Source organism: Streptomyces sp. NPDC002870, assembly GCF_042888505.1.
In the GTDB taxonomy this organism is placed as follows: domain Bacteria; phylum Actinomycetota; class Actinomycetes; order Streptomycetales; family Streptomycetaceae; genus Streptomyces.
This window is the reverse complement of the sequence record NZ_JBIAPW010000025.1, coordinates 13,460-28,760: the sequence shown is the minus strand read 5'-3', so window position 1 is coordinate 28,760 and position 15,301 is coordinate 13,460. Positions and strand designations below refer to the sequence as shown.

Annotated in this window: 16 protein-coding genes and 1 pseudogene; 7 read left to right on the top strand and 10 right to left on the bottom strand. The window is 68.9% G+C overall.

The annotated features are described in order from the left end of the window. Positions 1–27: 27 nt before the first annotated feature. Positions 28–1,002 carry an NAD(P)-dependent alcohol dehydrogenase gene (locus ACFYWY_RS26310; RefSeq protein WP_389190558.1) on the top strand — a complete coding sequence of 325 codons (975 nt, stop codon included), beginning with the start codon at positions 28–30 and terminating at the stop codon, positions 1,000–1,002. A 58-nt stretch (positions 1,003–1,060) separates the two neighbouring features. Here ACFYWY_RS26310 and ACFYWY_RS26305 read toward each other — a convergent pair whose 3' ends face one another. The 3 genes and pseudogenes from ACFYWY_RS26305 to ACFYWY_RS26295 all read right to left on the bottom strand — a co-directional run bounded on the left by ACFYWY_RS26305 (position 1,061) and on the right by ACFYWY_RS26295 (position 3,232). Further along, positions 1,061–1,876: an alpha/beta fold hydrolase gene (locus ACFYWY_RS26305; protein WP_389190484.1), complete on the bottom strand. Its 816-nt coding sequence runs from the start codon at positions 1,874–1,876 to the stop codon at positions 1,061–1,063. A 305-nt stretch (positions 1,877–2,181) separates the two neighbouring features. Next, positions 2,182–2,580 (bottom strand): annotated as a pseudogene (locus ACFYWY_RS26300) (DUF6114 domain-containing protein); the annotation flags it as partial. 91 nt (positions 2,581–2,671) lie between these two features. Next, the gene (locus tag ACFYWY_RS26295; RefSeq protein ID WP_389190483.1) at positions 2,672–3,232 is read right to left on the bottom strand and encodes a DUF6230 family protein; all 561 of its coding nucleotides are present in this window, start codon (positions 3,230–3,232) and stop codon (positions 2,672–2,674) included. 452 nt (positions 3,233–3,684) lie between these two features. Between ACFYWY_RS26295 and ACFYWY_RS26290 the strand changes: the two genes are divergently transcribed. After that, complete coding sequence (locus ACFYWY_RS26290; RefSeq protein ID WP_389190482.1) at positions 3,685–3,861, top strand: 2Fe-2S iron-sulfur cluster-binding protein; 177 nt, start codon at positions 3,685–3,687, stop codon at positions 3,859–3,861. 177 nt (positions 3,862–4,038) lie between these two features. Beyond that, complete coding sequence (locus ACFYWY_RS26285) at positions 4,039–4,875, top strand: alpha/beta fold hydrolase (protein WP_389190481.1); 837 nt, start codon at positions 4,039–4,041, stop codon at positions 4,873–4,875. 50 nt (positions 4,876–4,925) lie between these two features. On the opposite strand, the gene ACFYWY_RS26280 is transcribed toward ACFYWY_RS26285, so the two are convergent. After that, positions 4,926–5,345: an ATP-binding protein gene (locus ACFYWY_RS26280; protein WP_389190480.1), complete on the bottom strand. Its 420-nt coding sequence runs from the start codon at positions 5,343–5,345 to the stop codon at positions 4,926–4,928. 172 nt (positions 5,346–5,517) lie between these two features. On the opposite strand from ACFYWY_RS26280, the gene ACFYWY_RS26275 reads away from it, so the two are divergent. The 3 genes from ACFYWY_RS26275 to ACFYWY_RS26265 all read left to right on the top strand — a co-directional run bounded on the left by ACFYWY_RS26275 (position 5,518) and on the right by ACFYWY_RS26265 (position 8,633). Then, positions 5,518–6,285 carry an IclR family transcriptional regulator gene (locus ACFYWY_RS26275; RefSeq protein WP_389190479.1) on the top strand — a complete coding sequence of 256 codons (768 nt, stop codon included), beginning with the start codon at positions 5,518–5,520 and terminating at the stop codon, positions 6,283–6,285. Between the two features lie 44 nt (positions 6,286–6,329). Beyond that, positions 6,330–7,844, top strand: a complete 1,515-nt coding sequence (glpK, locus tag ACFYWY_RS26270; protein ID WP_389190478.1) for a glycerol kinase GlpK — start codon at positions 6,330–6,332, stop codon at positions 7,842–7,844. An 81-nt stretch (positions 7,845–7,925) separates the two neighbouring features. Then, positions 7,926–8,633: an AAA family ATPase gene (locus ACFYWY_RS26265; protein ID WP_389190477.1), complete on the top strand. Its 708-nt coding sequence runs from the start codon at positions 7,926–7,928 to the stop codon at positions 8,631–8,633. A gap of 317 nt (positions 8,634–8,950) precedes the next feature. On the opposite strand, the gene ACFYWY_RS26260 is transcribed toward ACFYWY_RS26265, so the two are convergent. Beyond that, positions 8,951–9,826 carry an alpha/beta fold hydrolase gene (locus tag ACFYWY_RS26260; protein WP_389190476.1) on the bottom strand — a complete coding sequence of 292 codons (876 nt, stop codon included), beginning with the start codon at positions 9,824–9,826 and terminating at the stop codon, positions 8,951–8,953. Between the two features lie 114 nt (positions 9,827–9,940). On the opposite strand from ACFYWY_RS26260, the gene ACFYWY_RS26255 reads away from it, so the two are divergent. Further along, entirely contained in the window at positions 9,941–11,941 is a 2,001-nt protein-coding gene (locus ACFYWY_RS26255; protein WP_389190475.1) for a BTAD domain-containing putative transcriptional regulator, read from the top strand. Positions 11,942–12,184: 243 nt separating this feature from the next. Here ACFYWY_RS26255 and ACFYWY_RS26250 read toward each other — a convergent pair whose 3' ends face one another. The 5 genes from ACFYWY_RS26250 to ACFYWY_RS26230 all read right to left on the bottom strand — a co-directional run bounded on the left by ACFYWY_RS26250 (position 12,185) and on the right by ACFYWY_RS26230 (position 15,276). After that, the gene (locus ACFYWY_RS26250; RefSeq protein WP_389190474.1) at positions 12,185–12,763 is read right to left on the bottom strand and encodes a dienelactone hydrolase family protein; all 579 of its coding nucleotides are present in this window, start codon (positions 12,761–12,763) and stop codon (positions 12,185–12,187) included. Between the two features lie 211 nt (positions 12,764–12,974). Next, entirely contained in the window at positions 12,975–13,640 is a 666-nt protein-coding gene (locus tag ACFYWY_RS26245) for a dihydrofolate reductase family protein (protein ID WP_389190473.1), read from the bottom strand. Then, the gene (locus ACFYWY_RS26240) at positions 13,640–14,146 is read right to left on the bottom strand and encodes an SRPBCC family protein (RefSeq protein WP_389190472.1); all 507 of its coding nucleotides are present in this window, start codon (positions 14,144–14,146) and stop codon (positions 13,640–13,642) included. The genes ACFYWY_RS26245 and ACFYWY_RS26240 overlap by 1 nt, the downstream gene beginning before the upstream one ends. Positions 14,147–14,149: 3 nt before the next feature. After that, positions 14,150–14,491 (bottom strand): ArsR/SmtB family transcription factor, encoded by a 342-nt coding sequence (locus ACFYWY_RS26235; protein WP_389190471.1) that lies wholly within the window; start codon positions 14,489–14,491, stop codon positions 14,150–14,152. Positions 14,492–14,748: 257 nt separating this feature from the next. Beyond that, entirely contained in the window at positions 14,749–15,276 is a 528-nt protein-coding gene (locus ACFYWY_RS26230) for a thioredoxin family protein (RefSeq protein WP_389190557.1), read from the bottom strand. Positions 15,277–15,301: the final 25 nt, after the last annotated feature.

The window sequence follows — 15,301 nt, the reverse complement described above, 5'->3', positions numbered from 1 at the left end:
GCCGCCGTGACCGCCGACGGGAGAACCATGAAGTCGATCGTCCAGGACCGGTACGGCCCTGCCCCCGAGGACGTTCTCCGGCTCGCGGAGATCGACAAGCCCGCGGTTCAGAGCGACGAAGTCCTGGTGCGAGTACACGCGGCCAGCGTGGACCGGGGCACCTGGCACGTGATGGCCGGCCTGCCCTATCCCATCCGAATGGCGGGATTCGGTCTCCGTCGACCGAAGAGCAACCCGGGCCGGAGTCTCGCTGGAACGGTCGAAGCCGTCGGCGCCGACGTGACCGGATTCAAGCCGGGTGATGAGGTGTTCGGCATCTGCGGCGGCTCGTTCGCCGAGTACGTGAGCGTCCGACCCGACAAGCTCGTACCGAAGCCGGCGAACCTCTCCTTCGGCGAGGCGGCTGCCGTCCCCATCTCCGGGCTCACCGCCCTCCAAGCCGTCCGCGACCAGGGACGAGTCCAGGCCGGACAGAAGGTGCTGATCGTCGGCGCGTCGGGAGGCGTGGGCACCTTCGCAGTGCAGATCGCCAAGGCATACGGAGCTGACGTCACGGGCGTGTGCAGTACGGCGAAGGTCGATGCGGTCCGAGCTGTCGGCGCAGATCACGTCATCGACTACACCCAGGAGGACTTCGCTGACGGCCGGCGCCGCTACGAGGTCATCCTCGACATCGGAGGCAACACTCGGCTGTCGCATCTCCGCCGCGCCCTGACCCCTCAGGGACGGCTCGTCATCGTCGGAGGCGAGACCGACGGACGGTGGCTCGGCGGCATTGACCGTCAGCTGCGGGCCCACCTGTTGTCTCCGTTCGTCGGCCAGAAGCTGGGTACCTTCGTCTCGTCGGAGAACGCCGAAGACCTGAGGACCCTCTGCGAGTTCATCGAGTCTGGCAAGGTCGCACCCGCCATCGACCGGACGTACCCGCTCAGCGAGGTCGCCGCGGCCATCCGCTACATGCTGGAAGGCCAAGCCCGCGGCAAGCTCGTGATCACCGTCTAGCCTCGTACTCGGCGCCGGGCGATCGCCGCCTCGTAGCGTTGGGGTGCCGATCTGCCGATCATGGCCCGGACCGGGTCAGGTACTCCGCGATGCGTTCCCCCCAAGTACGGATGTCGGCGCGAGTCCGCGACACATACAGGTCGGCGTGCGGCAGCAAATGGGCCAGCGTTTCCGCGGTCGACAGGGGGTGGCCCGGGTCGTCCACCCAGGCCAGGATCAAGATCGGCCGGCGCAGCGCGGCAATTGCCGTGGGGGAGGGCAGGTCGGACAGCGCCAAGCCGCGCAGGACGGACGGCAGTACCCGCTCGGCGGGCGTCGGGGGGAACTCGGGAACGTCGGCTACGACTGCGGGGCGAGGCAGTTTCCCCTTGGCGGCGAGCCAGGCGTCCACTCCCTCTCGTTCGATGGTGTCAGCGGCTTCCCGGTTGTCCCGCGCGTGCGCCTCCCGCGTCGTCCAGGCGGTGGGCGGGATGAGCAGGACCAGCCGGGAGAACCGGTCGGGCGCCTGGACAGCGGCGTGCAGCACGGTGGCGCTTCCCATCGACGCGCCCATGGCGTCGAGGGGCTCGGCTGCGCCCAGGTGATCGAGCAGGGCAAGCAGATCGTCGGCAAGCGAGGGGTAGGTATAGTCGGTGTCCACGGGGTCGCCGGTGGACCGTCCGTGCGCTCGCGCGTCATAGCGGACCAGTCGCTGCCCCGCGTCCAGGACCGGCGCCCAGTCGAACAGGCCCATCCGGTCCTCGACGGCCTGACTGACGAACCCGCCGTGCGCGTACACCGCGAGAGGGCCCTCACCGGCGTCGTCGTAGAACAGCTCAGCCCGGCGATGCCAGAAGCGGCCTTCCTTTGCGGTGTGCCTTCCCACTGCACTCATAGCCGCGCGCCTCGTCTTGGCACCTCTGTGTAAATCTTACGACGGATGCCTAGGAGGTCCTAAGCCTGTCCGACGGATCGGTGACCTCAGCGTGAAGGCACGTGCTGGGAGAAGAACGAGACACGTGGCTGCGCACCAGGGGCACCGATTTCGCCGGGTCGATCGTGCCGACCAGCGCCTGGGCCGCGGCCGTTCCGCCCGCCGAGTGACCTGGTGGTGGTCGCCATCGGCTCCAAGTCATCGCCGGTGCCAGGAAGGAACTGAAGTTTTGCGGTTCCCAGTCAGGTTGACGGATGCTCATGCCCAGGCTCACCGGGCGCCCAGGCGATGGACAGAGCTGCGCCGAGGAGGGCCAGCAGGAGGCCGACGAGGAAGCCGCCGAGGTTGGACATCGGAATCGACAGCAGGGCAAGCACGATCGCCGCGACACCGGCAAACACCCGCACGATGGGCTGGAACCACATGGTCAGGCCGAGCGTCACGAGGAGCACGCCGATGACCAGTGAGCCGGAGCCGGCAGTGGTGGCCATCTGGATGGTGAGTTGGCCGATCGCGAGGTCTGCGTACGGCAGATACACGATCGGCACCCCGCCCAGCATGGTCAGCAGCCCGGCCCAGAACGGCCGACTCCCGCGCCAGTCGCCGAAGTGCAGCCAGAGGCCCTTGAGGTAATGGTCGTTGCGCCTTGGAGAATCGACGCTCATAAAACAGCTCCCCGGGGTCAGGCTTCTTACCGACATGTGAAGAGAAGGGGCGGGCGCGGGGAATGAGCTCTTCTCATCGGTCGCGGCGTGTCTAGAAGCACTCGTGAACGCCTTTGTAGAGTCTCACGCTGCTTCCGCTGATCCTGGTAATTCTGGCGCTTGTTGCCAGCACGATTTGCTTGGAATCGGTCACCACAATCGTCTCGGCCTCCTGCGCGGCACGGGCGGGGTCCGTTTTATCCCCTTTCTTGATGCCCGGCCCCTTCGTGCTGGCCCCGGCGGCAATGCCATTGTTGGTGTTCTTGAGCGTGACAGTGCCGCTGTCGCTTCGGACTGAATCGGTGTACGTGTCACGCGATGTGACCTGCTCAGCGGTCGCCTTTACCGTGAACGTGCCGATCAGCGGGATGTTCCGAGCGACCACGGACTGACAAAGGCCCGTGGTCTTCGACTGCTCCATGCCCGTGACCGTAACGGGGACGAGCTTGCCGTCGTATCGGCGGTCCACGGCGCTGTACTGGATCAGCCCGATGCCTTCGGTGCGCTCGGCAGTTACTTTGAATTGCTGGTTGGAGATGAGGAACGACGCGGCAAGCGCGCCCTGGGCCAAGGCAACGAACAGCGCCGCGCTGGCGGCGAGGCTGGGCACCATGACAACGGCAAACAGCCTCCATCTGATCCTGCCATGCGTCCTGGACAAGACTCCTCCTGGTTCTTGAAGGTGTGCCTCAGGCATCATCTCCGGCCTTCCATAAGCTCCCCCGGGACGGGGAATCCCAAATCCTTGGGATACTCTTGAGCAGAAACGCCGCCCTTCAAGCCGGCTGGACTCTCGTCGACGCCGGACAGCGCGGCATAGTCGCCGAGCCGCTCGAATCGGAAGCCGAAGCTCACTGCACCATCTGGGTTGCTGGGACAAGGAATAAGCCGAGTCGCCAGTGGGAATAACTCGAACATTCGGATGCTATACGCCGATTCGCTCGTGAGCCCTTCTCGGAATGGCCGCCGATCGGGTGATATGGCGGGGGCTGGTGAGGCCTATTCACGGCGGCGGAGTGCGGCGCCTGCACGGTGCACATGAACGGCCGCACCGCTCTGGCTTGCATGACACTCGCCTTGGCGGCCGAAGGCCGGGACACCACGACCGTCGAAGGCCTGGCGACAGACGGCGAACTGCATCCCGTGCAGCAGGCGTTCATCGACAAGGACGGCTTCCAGCGCGGCTACTCACGCGCCTGGACAGCTGATGTCGGCAGTCGCCTGCATCCAAGGTGGGCATGAGGCCAGCGCGCTCGGCGCCGAGGGCATGGGCGAACTCGGGGCGGCCCGCGCGCCTACTTGCCGCTCAATCCGACCTCGACGGGATCAGCGTCACCTGAGTGCTCACCCTGGGTTCCTACGCAACCCGTGGGGATAGTCGGTTGCCCTGGAGGAAACACCGCTGACAGGATCCTCGCCATGCCTACCTTCTCCGCACATGACGGAACCGGCCTCGCCTACCACGTGTTTGGGGAAGGCACCCCACTGATCTGCCTGCCGGGCGGCATGCAGGACTCCGATTACCTCGGTGAACTCGGCGGCCTGTCGGCGTACCGGCAGTTGATCATGATGGACCCTCGGGGCACCGGCCAGTCCGCGGTCCCGGAGGATGCCGCCTCCTACCGTTGTGACCGCCTTGTCGATGAGGTCGAGGCTCTGCGCGAGCACCTTGGTCTTGACCGGCTGGACCTGCTCGCGCACTGCGCCGGGGCGAACATCGCGGCACTGTATGTGGCCCGGCACCCAGAACGCGTCAGCAAGCTCGCTCTGATCACTCCGAGCACCAGGGCCGTCGGCATTGATGCCACCGGGGAGACCCGGCGTGAGACCGCGCAACTCCGCAAGGGCGAGCCCTGGTTCGCAGCGGCCTTCGCGGCCCTCGAAACAGTCATGGCCGACAACGCCACCGACGACAGCTGGAAGGCCATCGACCCCTTCTACTACGGTCGATGGGATGCGGCCGCACAAGCCCATCAGGCGGCCCAGGACGGCCGTCAGAACAAGGAAGCCGCAGCCGCCTTCGGCGCTGAGGGCGCCTTCGACCCCGACGCCACCCGCGCGGCACTCGCCGCTTTCAACGCGCCGGTGCTGCTGATTGCCGGAGAGGTCGACCTGAACTCGATTGCGAGCCTCGTGGCCGAATTCGCCGATCTGTTCCCGAACGCCGAGCTTGTCGTTCAGCCTGAGGCAGGCCACTATCCGTGGCTCGATGATGCTGACCGGTTCGTTGCGACAGCGGCGACGTTCCTGGCCTGAAAGCCCGGCGTCCGGTTTACGGGGCGTCCGGGGCTGTACGGGCTGTCTTCCTACGCTGCGAAAAGATCCGCCCAGCGGGTGATCCCGCCGCCGGTGTGGACGCGTATGCCATAGCGGTCCGACAGGGCGGTGACTATGGCGATTCCCCGGCCGTGCTCGTCCGGGACGGCCCACTGCTTGGCTGGGAGCGCGCGTCCCGCGTCGGTGACTTCGATGCGCAGGGCTCTGCGTTCGTCGACGCGGGCCCACGACAACCGCAGCGTCGCCGGTGGCAGGGCGTGGACGAGCGCATTGGTCAGCAGCTCCGAGACCACCAAGAGTGCATCCATGGTGACGTCCGGTGAGAGGTCCCACTCCGCCAGCACGGCGCGGACACGTCGGCGTACGACCGCGATGGCCTCCGGGGAATGCGGCACGGGGCAGACATGATCGACTGCCTCGCGGGCCACCGTGCTGAGCTGAGCCGCCATGTGCCCTCCTAGCGAGCGCTGCCGGCGGGACGCCGACCTCAACGACGCTATGGAGCGATTCGAGGCCGGTCAACAAACGGTGGTCGGCATTACCGAACGCAGTACCTGGAATCGGAAATATCACCACATCATGCGCCACGTAGACCGGCATAGACGGGCCTAGAATCGTCTTATGGCCGGCCCAGTCCAGTCCATCGAACGGGCGGCGGCGATCTTGCGTCTGCTCGCCGGCGGCCCTCGTCGGCTCGGACTGGGCGAGGTGGCCGCGTCGCTGGGCCTGGCGAAGGGGACCGCCCACGGCATTCTGCGCACCTTGCAGCACGTGGATTTCGTGGAGCAGGACGCGGCGACGGGAAAGTACCAGCTCGGGGCGGCGCTGCTCCACCTCGGCACCAGTTACCTCGACGTCAACGAGCTGCGGTCGCGCTCCATCAACTGGGCCGACGCTCTGGCCGCCCGCAGCGGGGAGGCGGTCCGCCTGGGCACCCCCCTGGAGGGCAGGGTGCTGATCATCCACCACGTCTTCCGGCCGGACGACACGCTCCAGACCCTGGACGTGGGCGCGCTGCTGCCGCTGCACGCCTCCTCGCTCGGCAAGGTCCTACTGGCCTTCGGCACCGCGACCGCGGAGTCGGCGCTCGAGGCCGGGCTGGAGGCGTACACACGGCACACTCTGGTCGTCCCGGAGGAGCTCACCCGAGCACTCGCCGAGATCCGGGAGGTCGGATGGGCCGCCGAGGTTCAGGAGATGAGCATGGGTGAGGCCGGCGTCGCCGCGCCCATCAGGGGGCACGGGGGCCTCGTGGTGGGCGCCATCGGAGCGTCCGGCCCGGTCGAGCGGATCTGTGATGCCAAGGGACGGCCTCAGCCGGCCCTGATCACCCTGCTCCGTGAGGCCGCACGGGCGATTTCCAGAAACCTGGGGGCGGCCCGCTGGTAGGTCCCACCACCGCATCCTCGACGCATCGGAAGGCGGCCAGGATCATGGTTGAACGGTATGTGATGTCCATCGACCAGGGCACCACCTCCACCCGTTGCATCCTGTTCGACCACCGTGGGCGGTTGGTGTCGGTGGCCCAGCGCGAGCACCAGCAGTATTTCCCGAGGCCCGGTTGGGTCGAGCACGACGCCCTCGAGATCTGGCGCAGTGTGCGACGCGTCGTGCCCGAGGCCCTGTCCGGCGTCGGCGCCGCCGTCGGAGAGGTCTCCGCCCTGGGCATCGCGAACCAGCGCGAGACCACGGTGCTCTGGGACCGGCGGACAGGCATCCCGCTGGGGAGAGCGATCGTCTGGCAGGACACCCGCACCGCTCCGCTCGTCGAGGACTTGAGAAACCACCCCGGCGACGACTTCTTCCAGGAACGCTGCTACCTGCCGCCCTCGACCTATTTCTCCGCGCCACGGATCCGCTGGCTGTTCGACCACGTCGCAGGGCTGGAACAGCGAGCCCAGGACGGCGAGGTGCTGTTCGGCACGATGGAGACCTGGCTGATCTGGAACCTCACCGGCGGCACGGCCGGCGGTCAGCACATCACCGACGCCACCAACGCCAGTCGCACGATGCTCATGAACATGCGCACGCTCACCTGGGACGAGGAACTGCTGGGGTTCTTCGGGGTCCCCCGCGCCATGCTGCCCGAGATCCGGTCGTCGGCGGAAAGCTACGGTGAGGACAGGTCGGTCCTCCCGGGCATGCCCATCACGGCCGCGCTCGGCGATCAGCAGGCTGCACTCTTCGGGCAGACCTGTTTCTCCCCGGGCGAGGCGAAGTGCACCTACGGGACCGGCAGCTTCCTGCTGCTCAACACCGGCACCGACGTCGTACGGTCCCGGAACGGACTTCTCACCACCGTTGCGTACAAGATCGCCGATCAGCCCGCGGTCTACGCGCTGGAAGGGCCGATCGCCGTCACAGGCTCGCTGGTCCAGTGGTTCCGTGACCGTCTGGGACTGATCAGCAGCGCGCCGGAGATCGAGACCCTCGCGCGCACCGTCGAGGACAACGGCGGCTGCTACATCGTCCCGGCGTTCTCCGGTCTCTTCGCGCCCCACTGGCGCAGTGACGCACGCGGTGTCATCGTCGGCCTCACCTCATACATCACCAAGGGGCACCTGGCCCGAGCCGTGCTGGAAGCCACCGGGTGGCAGACGCGTGAGGTCGTCGACGCCATGAACGCCGACTCCTCGCTGACCCTGAACGAGCTCAAGGTCGACGGTGGCATGACATCCGACAACCTGCTCATGCAGATCCTGGCCGACGTCCTTGACGTGCCCGTGGTGCGGCCCATGGTCGCCGAGACCGTCTCGCTGGGCGCCGCCTACGCCGCCGGGCTGGCCGTCGGCTACTGGTCGGACCTGGAAGTCCTGCGCCGCAACTGGCACCGGGCGGCCCAATGGCTGCCCGACATGGACTCCGCGCGGCGCGAATCGGAATACGACAACTGGCAGCGGGCCGTCGAGCGATCGCTGGGGTGGATCAAACCGTCGAACCGCGCTTGACGTCCAGACCGTACAACTGGGGTCCAGGAGCCTGCCGAAGTCCGTCCCTCTGAGACACACGCCCTGTGAAAGACTCGACGCGTGATCGTCGAACGCGCGTACGTGCACGTGGCCTCGTACGAAAATGAGGAGTGGCCCTGGTCCGTGCCCTCTGTGCGCGAGCTCCTGGCGGACGGGCTGCGCTTCACCGCGCCGGTGACCTTTCTCGTCGGTGAGAACGGCTCGGGCAAATCGACTCTGGTCGAGGCCCTCGCGGAGGGCTTCGGCCTGGACTCCTGGGGCGGCTCGCACGACTGGCGCTATGCCAGCCACCGCTCCAAGTCGGTGTTGGGTGAGCGGATCCGTTTCGACGCGGCGCCTCGCGGGCGGCGCATGGTCGGCAGCTGGTCCGCCCGCAAAGGGTTCTTCCTGCGGGCCGAGACGGCGCTGGACGCGCTGGAACGGGAAGGATTCGCACCCGATTCGGTCAGTCATGGCGAGGGCTTTCTCGCGGCGTTTCGTGGGAAGTTCCTCCAGGCCGGCCTGTATGTGATGGACGAGCCGGAGGCGGCCCTCTCGTTCGCCTCCTGCCTCGAACTGCTCGGCCATCTTGACCAGTTGGTGAAGAGCGGTGGCCAGGTCATCTGCGCCACCCACTCGCCGCTGCTGACCGCGCTGCCGGGTGCGGACATCGTCGAGGTCGGCGAACACGGCATGCGCCGGGTGGCCTGGCGCGAACTCGCCCTGGTCGACCACTGGCGCCGCTATCTCGCCGACCCGCAGTCCTATCTGCGGCATGTCCTCGACTGAGAGCCCCTGTTCAAGTGCGAGGACCCTGCTCGGCCTGGCCTCCCTGTTGTCGACTGTCCCGTGGTACCGCGACGACGCGAGCCGAGCCGGCGACGCGGTCTTGGTGTCGGGTCTGGACGATCTGCGCACCGGCCGGGGCGCCGTGTCTGCTGGGTCGTAGGGCCCTGGCGGGACCGGCAAGGAGATTGAGGTGGATGTCGTGGTGGCGCAGGTCCCCGGCGATGGCCAGGAGTTCGGCCGTCCCCGACCGACGCGCTCCCCCTCCTGGGCGGTGAAGAATCACGCGCTGGGAGGGCCTTCTTGCCGGCCTCGGTCGTTCAGCGGGCGAGGAGGTCTCGAAGTGCCTTGGCTATGTCGGCGGGGGCTTCTTCCGCCATGAAGTGGCCGCAGGTGACGGTGGAGTGCCGCAGGTCCGGTGCCCAGGCGCTCCACAGGGCTGCCGCGTCGAAGCCGAGGGCGGCGCCCCAGTCCTGCTGGAGCACGGTGACCGGCATCCGCAGCCGGTTGCCTGCGTCCCGGTCGGTCTGGTCGTGATCGACGTCGACGCCGGCGGAGGCGCGGTAGTCGGCCACGATCGAGGGCACCGCGTCGCGGCAGGCGTCCAGGTAGGCGGCGCGGACGTCGGCGGGGATCGCCTGAGGGTCGTTGGTCCAGATGTCGAGGAAGTGGCTGAAGAAGCCGTCCGGGTAGGCGGCGATCATCTGCTCGGGCAGGCCCGGGGGCTGGGCCATCAGGTAGAGGTGGAAGCCGACGGCGGCGGTGGTCCCACGCATCACCTCCCACATGTCCAGGGTCGGCAGCACGTCGAGGCAGGCCAGGTGAGTGATCGTCTCGGGGTGGTCGAGCCCGGCGCGGAAGGCGACCAGTGCGCCGCGGTCGTGCCCGGCCAGCGCGAAGCGCTCGTGCCCCAGCGTGCGAGCCAGGGCGACTATGTCGGCGGCCATGGTGCGCTTGGCGTAGGCGGCGCCGGTCTCAGCCGGTTTGTCGCTGGCGCCGTAGCCGCGCAGGTCGGGGCAGATCACGGTGTGGTCGGCCGCGAGGTCGGCGGCGACATGGCGCCACATCAGGTGGGTCTGCGGGAAGCCGTGCAGCAGCACGATCGGACGGCCCGAGCCTGCGACGGCCGCATTCAAGGACACGCCGTCGGCGACGGGGACGCGTTGGTAGGTGAAGCCGGCGATGGCAGGTGTCATGGTTTCGCCCTTCTCTGTGGATGACCAGGTGCCCAAGCCTGCCGGGCGCGGATGAGCATCGAGTGAGCGCGCTACCGTGACCAGGGAGGATTCCCTCGGAAAGGGTGGTCAGGGGTGCAGGTCGCGTTCGGGGTGCTGGGGCCGGTGGTGGCCTGGGACGATGCCGGGGGCGCGATCGCGTTGAAGGGGCCGCGGCACCGTGCGGTGCTGGCCCGGCTGATCGTCGCCCGCCGCCGCGTCGTCCCGGTTACCCGCCTGGTCGAGGACCTGTGGGCCGATCCACCCGCGGGCGCGGTGGGCGCGGTGCGCACCTTCGTGGCCGCGCTGCGCCGCGCACTGGAACCGCAGCGCCCGCCCCGTACTCCGGCCCGGCTGCTGGTCACAGAGGGCCCGGGGTACGCGCTGCACGCCGAGCCAGGAACGGTGGACGCCTGGCGCTTCGAGCAGGCGGTTGCCGCCGCCGCGACGCTGCCGCCCAAGGACGCGCTCGCCAGGCTGGAGGAAGCGCTGGGATGGTGGCGCGGCCCCGCCTACGCCGAGTTCACCGACGAGACCTGGGCCCGTGCGGAGCGCTCCCGCCTGGGCGAGCTGCGGCTGCACGCCGTCGAGCGTCAGGCCGAGGCCCGGCTGTCCCTGGGACTTGCCGCCGAGGCGGTGCCGGATCTGGACGCGCACGTGGCCGAGCACCCCTGGCGCGAGGACGCCTGGCGACTGCTGGCCCTCGCGCTGTACCGCACCGGCCGCCAGGGCGACGCGCTCGCGGTGCTGCGCCGGGCACGCACGCTACTCATCGAACAATTGGGGGTGGATCCGGGCCCGGGACTGCGCCGCCTGGAGGCGGACATCCTCGACCACGCCCGCCACCTCGACCCGGCATTCGGACAAAGCGGAGGGCTCGTGTGGGCGCAGGCGGCCGCCGCGTACGACCGCACCGTGGCCTCCGGTGCCCGGGCCCGACTGGAGTCGACGGTGGGCCTGCTCCGCAATCTCGCGGTGACCGGCGGTGGCGGCCTTGAGGCCGCCCGCCAGCACCGCGTGGCGGCCATCGCGGCGGCGGAGGAGCTGGGCGACGCGGAACTGACCGCCCGCGTCATCGGCGCCTACGACGTCCCGGCGATCTGGACCCGTGTCGACGACCCGCAGCAGGCCGCGACTGTCGTGGCGGCGGCCGAGCGCACCCTGGCCGGCCTCCCGCCCGGTGCGCACGAGGCGGCGCGGGCCCGCCTATTGGCAACGATCGCCCTGGAGTCACGGGGCACCCAGCCCCAAGCTCCTCGAGCAGGGAGCACCCCCAACGCGCGTGGGCCCCAGGCCGCCCGGCAGGCCGAGCAGATCGCCCGCCGCCTGGACGACCCCGCGCTACTGGCGTTCGCCCTCAACGGCGTATTCATGCAGACCTTCCACCGCGCGGGTCTGGCACCGCGCCGGGACGCGATCGGCACCGAACTGGTCGCCCTGGCCACCCGGAACGGCCTGGCCACCTCCGAGGTGCTCGGACACCTCATCCGGCTCCAGGCCCGCAGCGCGCTCGCGGACTTCGCCGGAGCCGACGGGCACGCGGCCGCCGCAGACCACCTGGCAGAGCGCCACGAGCTGCCGCTGGTAGGCGTGTTCACCCAGTGGTACCGAGCGCTGCGGCTCGCAGCTACCGGGCATGCACCGGCGGCGGAGGTGGAGGCGGCCTACCAGGACGCCGCCGCGCGACTGAACGGCGCCGGCATGCCCGGACTGGAACGCGGGCTGCTGCCGCTCGCCCTGCTGTGCCTGCGCCTGCGGCACGCGAAGCCCGCCCAGGCCGACGAACAGACCGACTTCGGACCCTACGAGCCATGGGCCCGCCCCTTCGTGCTGCTGGCCCACCACCGCACCGATGAGGTTACGGCGGCGCTGCGCCAGCTCCCGGACCCGCCGCGCGACCTGCTGTTCGAGGCCATGTGGTGCCTCGCCGCGCGAGCTGCGATCGCCGTCGGTGACCGGGAGACGATGGAGCGCGCCTACACCGAACTCACCCCCGCAGCGGCGGAGCTGGCCGGGGCGGGCAGCGGCCTGCTCACCCTGGGCCCAGTCTCGGAGCACCTCGACGATCTCGCTACCGCCCTCCGGCATCGTAGGTGAGCGGATCGCACCTCTCCTGCCGAGCTCGCCGCGCGCGTGCGACGGTAACGGCGGCTCGCATGCCTAGTGTTCGCCCGTGGCCGGACCTTCCCAAGGCCGGCAACCCCGCCGGCTGTGGCCGGGGCGGACGACCTCTGCGGCTCTACTCGCCTGTTCGGCCCGGGGCCCGCGCCGGGCAAGGCCAGGGGCCACTCGGACCACCCGCGGGCAGGGGACAAGCCTTGCCCGACCATTGTTGATCTCCTACTTGATGCGGTCGAGGAAGCCGAGCACCCGATGGTTGACCTGCGTTGCGGCCTGTTCGTCGTAGGTCGGGAGGCTGCTGTCGGTGAACAGGTGTCTGTCGCCGGGGTAGAGGAACAGCTCGCCGTGGACAGCCGCCCCGACGATCGCGCGGGCAGCGTCCACATCACCCTCCATGGCGAAGAACGGATCTGCGTCCATGCCGTGGATCTGGACCGGGACCTCCTGGGGCCAGGTATCGCCGAACTCCGAGACCGGGGCGCATGCCTCGAGCAGCAGCGCGCCCTTTGCACCGGGGCGGGTCTGGGCCAGCTTCTGCGCCGGCAGGACGCCAAGCGAGAACCCGACGTAGACGAGCTCTGCAGGCAGCCCCTCGGCGGCGGCGGTTCCGCGCGCGGTGATCGTGTCGAACCCGGCGTTCTCGGCGTAGCCGATGCCTTCCTCGAAGCTGTCGAATACGTGCCCCTCATACAAGTCTGGGACGTGGACGGTGTGTCCGGCCCGGCGCAGCTGCTCGGCGAACTCGCGAACGCCAGCGGTCAGCCCGTGCCCGTGGTGGAAAACCAGCACCTCAGCCATATTGCTCCCCTCGTGCTGCGGTGCCCGGGGCGGCGCCGCGGCACGAGTATGACCCGCAGCACTGACATCCGCGGGCCCCGACCGGACGGGAGACATCCGCGCTCATGCTCCGAACTTAAGGGGCTATTCGCAGTTGGCCGTGATGGCCTGCTGATTCAAGCGTCTGCGCCGTGGGTGCTCGGGTCGCTAGGGGGGTGGAGTGGTGGCGCGGCTACCGTGGGTGCACGGCGTAGGTCAGGTGCGTCACCCGCGACGACGGCTCCGAACGGACCGGCTCCAGCGCGACCCTGGACGCGTCCACGCCGTCGAACAGGCGGGTACCGGCGCCGAAAAGCACCGGTGACAGCGTGATCGAGAACTCGTCGACCAGGCCGGCGTTCAGGTGCTCCAGGATCGTCGCGCCGCCGCCGGCGATGCGGACGTCGCGGTCGCCGGCGGCCTCGCGGGCCTGGTCGAGGGCGTGCTCGATGCCGTCGTTGACGAAGTGGAACGTGGTGCTGCCGGGCCGCTCCCACGGGTCACGCTTGGTGTGCGTCACGACGAAGACCGGGGTGTGGAAGGGCGCCTCCTCCGGCCATGCCTGCTCGCCGAGGTCGAACATGCGCTTGCCCATGACGCTCGCGCCGGTGCGCTCGAACGTCTCCCGCGCGACGTCGTTGTCGCGGCCCTCCTCGCCGCCCTCGCCCAGCTTCAGGTTCTCCCGGAAGAACCGCAGCGGGAACAGCCACTGCTGCAGCTCCGTCCACTGCGCCATCCAGCGCTGAACGTCCGGGTCGTCCTGATTATCGGGCGCGAAGAAGTCGTCAACGGGCACGGACTCGGGCGCGATGAAGCCGTCCAGCGACATCGTCACGCTGAAGAACACCTTCCCGGCCATCAGCCCTCCGCCCCCTTCCGCGCGAGGTCGGTGACGTAGGCCGCCAGGCTACTCAGGGTCTGCCGGCCGCCCTCGATCGCGTGGTACTTCTCGACCGCCTCGTCGCGCAGTTCCTTGGTGGGGAACACCGTGCGCATCACGATCCGGGTCGCCGCTCCGTCCGGCGCGAAGGTCAGGACCGACTCGAAGGCGTTCGGGTCGTCGCGGGTCTCACCGTGCAGCAGTGCGATCCGCTCCGGCGGGGCGATCCGCAGCCAGCGGATCCACTCGGGGTAGTCGGTCCCGTCCGGCCCGTGCAGCACGAAGTCCCACTCCCCGCCCTCGCGGAACTCGAAGGACCGCGTGGTGGTGGTGAACCCCTCCGGGCCCCACCACCGCGACAGGTGCCGGACCTCGGTGAACGCCTCGAACACCAGCTCCCGCGGGGCGTCGATGACCCGGGAGATCACGATCTCCCGGTCGGCCGTCGCCGGCTCCGCCCGCGTTTCTTGCCTTGCCCCTGCCATCGGTCATTCCTCCTGCCTTGCCTGCTTGAGGTCCTGCACGTACTCGTCCAGCCGGTCGAAGCTCTCGTTCCAGAACCGCTCGAACCCGCCGGTCCACTCGTGGACCGGTCGCAGCCCGCGGGCGTCAAGGCCGTACAGGCGCTGCTTGCCTGCCTTGCGGTCCCGCACCAGCCCGACCTCCCGGAGCACCCGCAGGTGTTTGGACGCCCCCGGCTGGCTCATCCCCAGCTCCTGGGCCAGGTCGGTCACCGGCCGCTCACCCGCCCGCAGCAGCGCCAGGATGTCGCGGCGCTGTGGCTCGGCGATCGCGTTGAAGACGTCCGACGTTGTCGCTGCTCGTGCCATGGGAGCCATCATATTCCTATATCGGAATATGTCAAGCCGGTTGGGAATCGGATGACGATTGCAGGGGATGGGTCGGTCCAGAGCCTCTCTGCTCAACTGGTTCGGCCTGCGATCTGATCGAGTGCAGGGATGCTGCTCGATCTTGGCGGTGTCAGGTGCCCACGAGACGAACATGAGCTTGCCCTCGCTCGGCGGGGGGAGTCGGGCGTTCACATGGTGACGATGTCCCCTGGGTGTCTCCTCGAGGAGAGTGGTGATCACACTCGCCACTTGATGGAGCAGCCCATGCTCGGCCGGTGGGGTTCAGGGACCGGCTCACCGGCTAGGACGTGAGTGATCGCGGCGTCCAGCAGTTCACCGGCGACTGGCTTGCCACTTCCCGGTGTGGACTCGTCCATCGCTCCCCGGTAGGCCAACCGGCGCTTGGTGTCGTACAGGAAGAAGTCCGGCGTACAGGCGGCCTGGTAATCCCGGGCGACGGTCTGGTCGGCATCTACCAGGTATGGGAAGGTCCAGCCCGCCCGCCCGGCCTGCTCAGCCAGGCGTTCGGGCCGGTCGTCCGGATAGGCGTCGGCGTCATTGGCGCAGACGCCCACCACCGCCAGCTTCGGGTACCGGGCGAGCAGCCTGCCGAGCCCGGCCTCGACATGGCGCACGTAGGGACAGTGGTTGCACAAAAATGCGACCAACAGCCCAGGAGCGGTGGCAAAGTCGTCGCGGCGGACAGTCCGGCCGACTAGATCGGGAAGCGCGAAGTCCGGCGCGGGCGTTCCTAGGGGCACCATCTGTGACAAGACAGCCATACTGCCA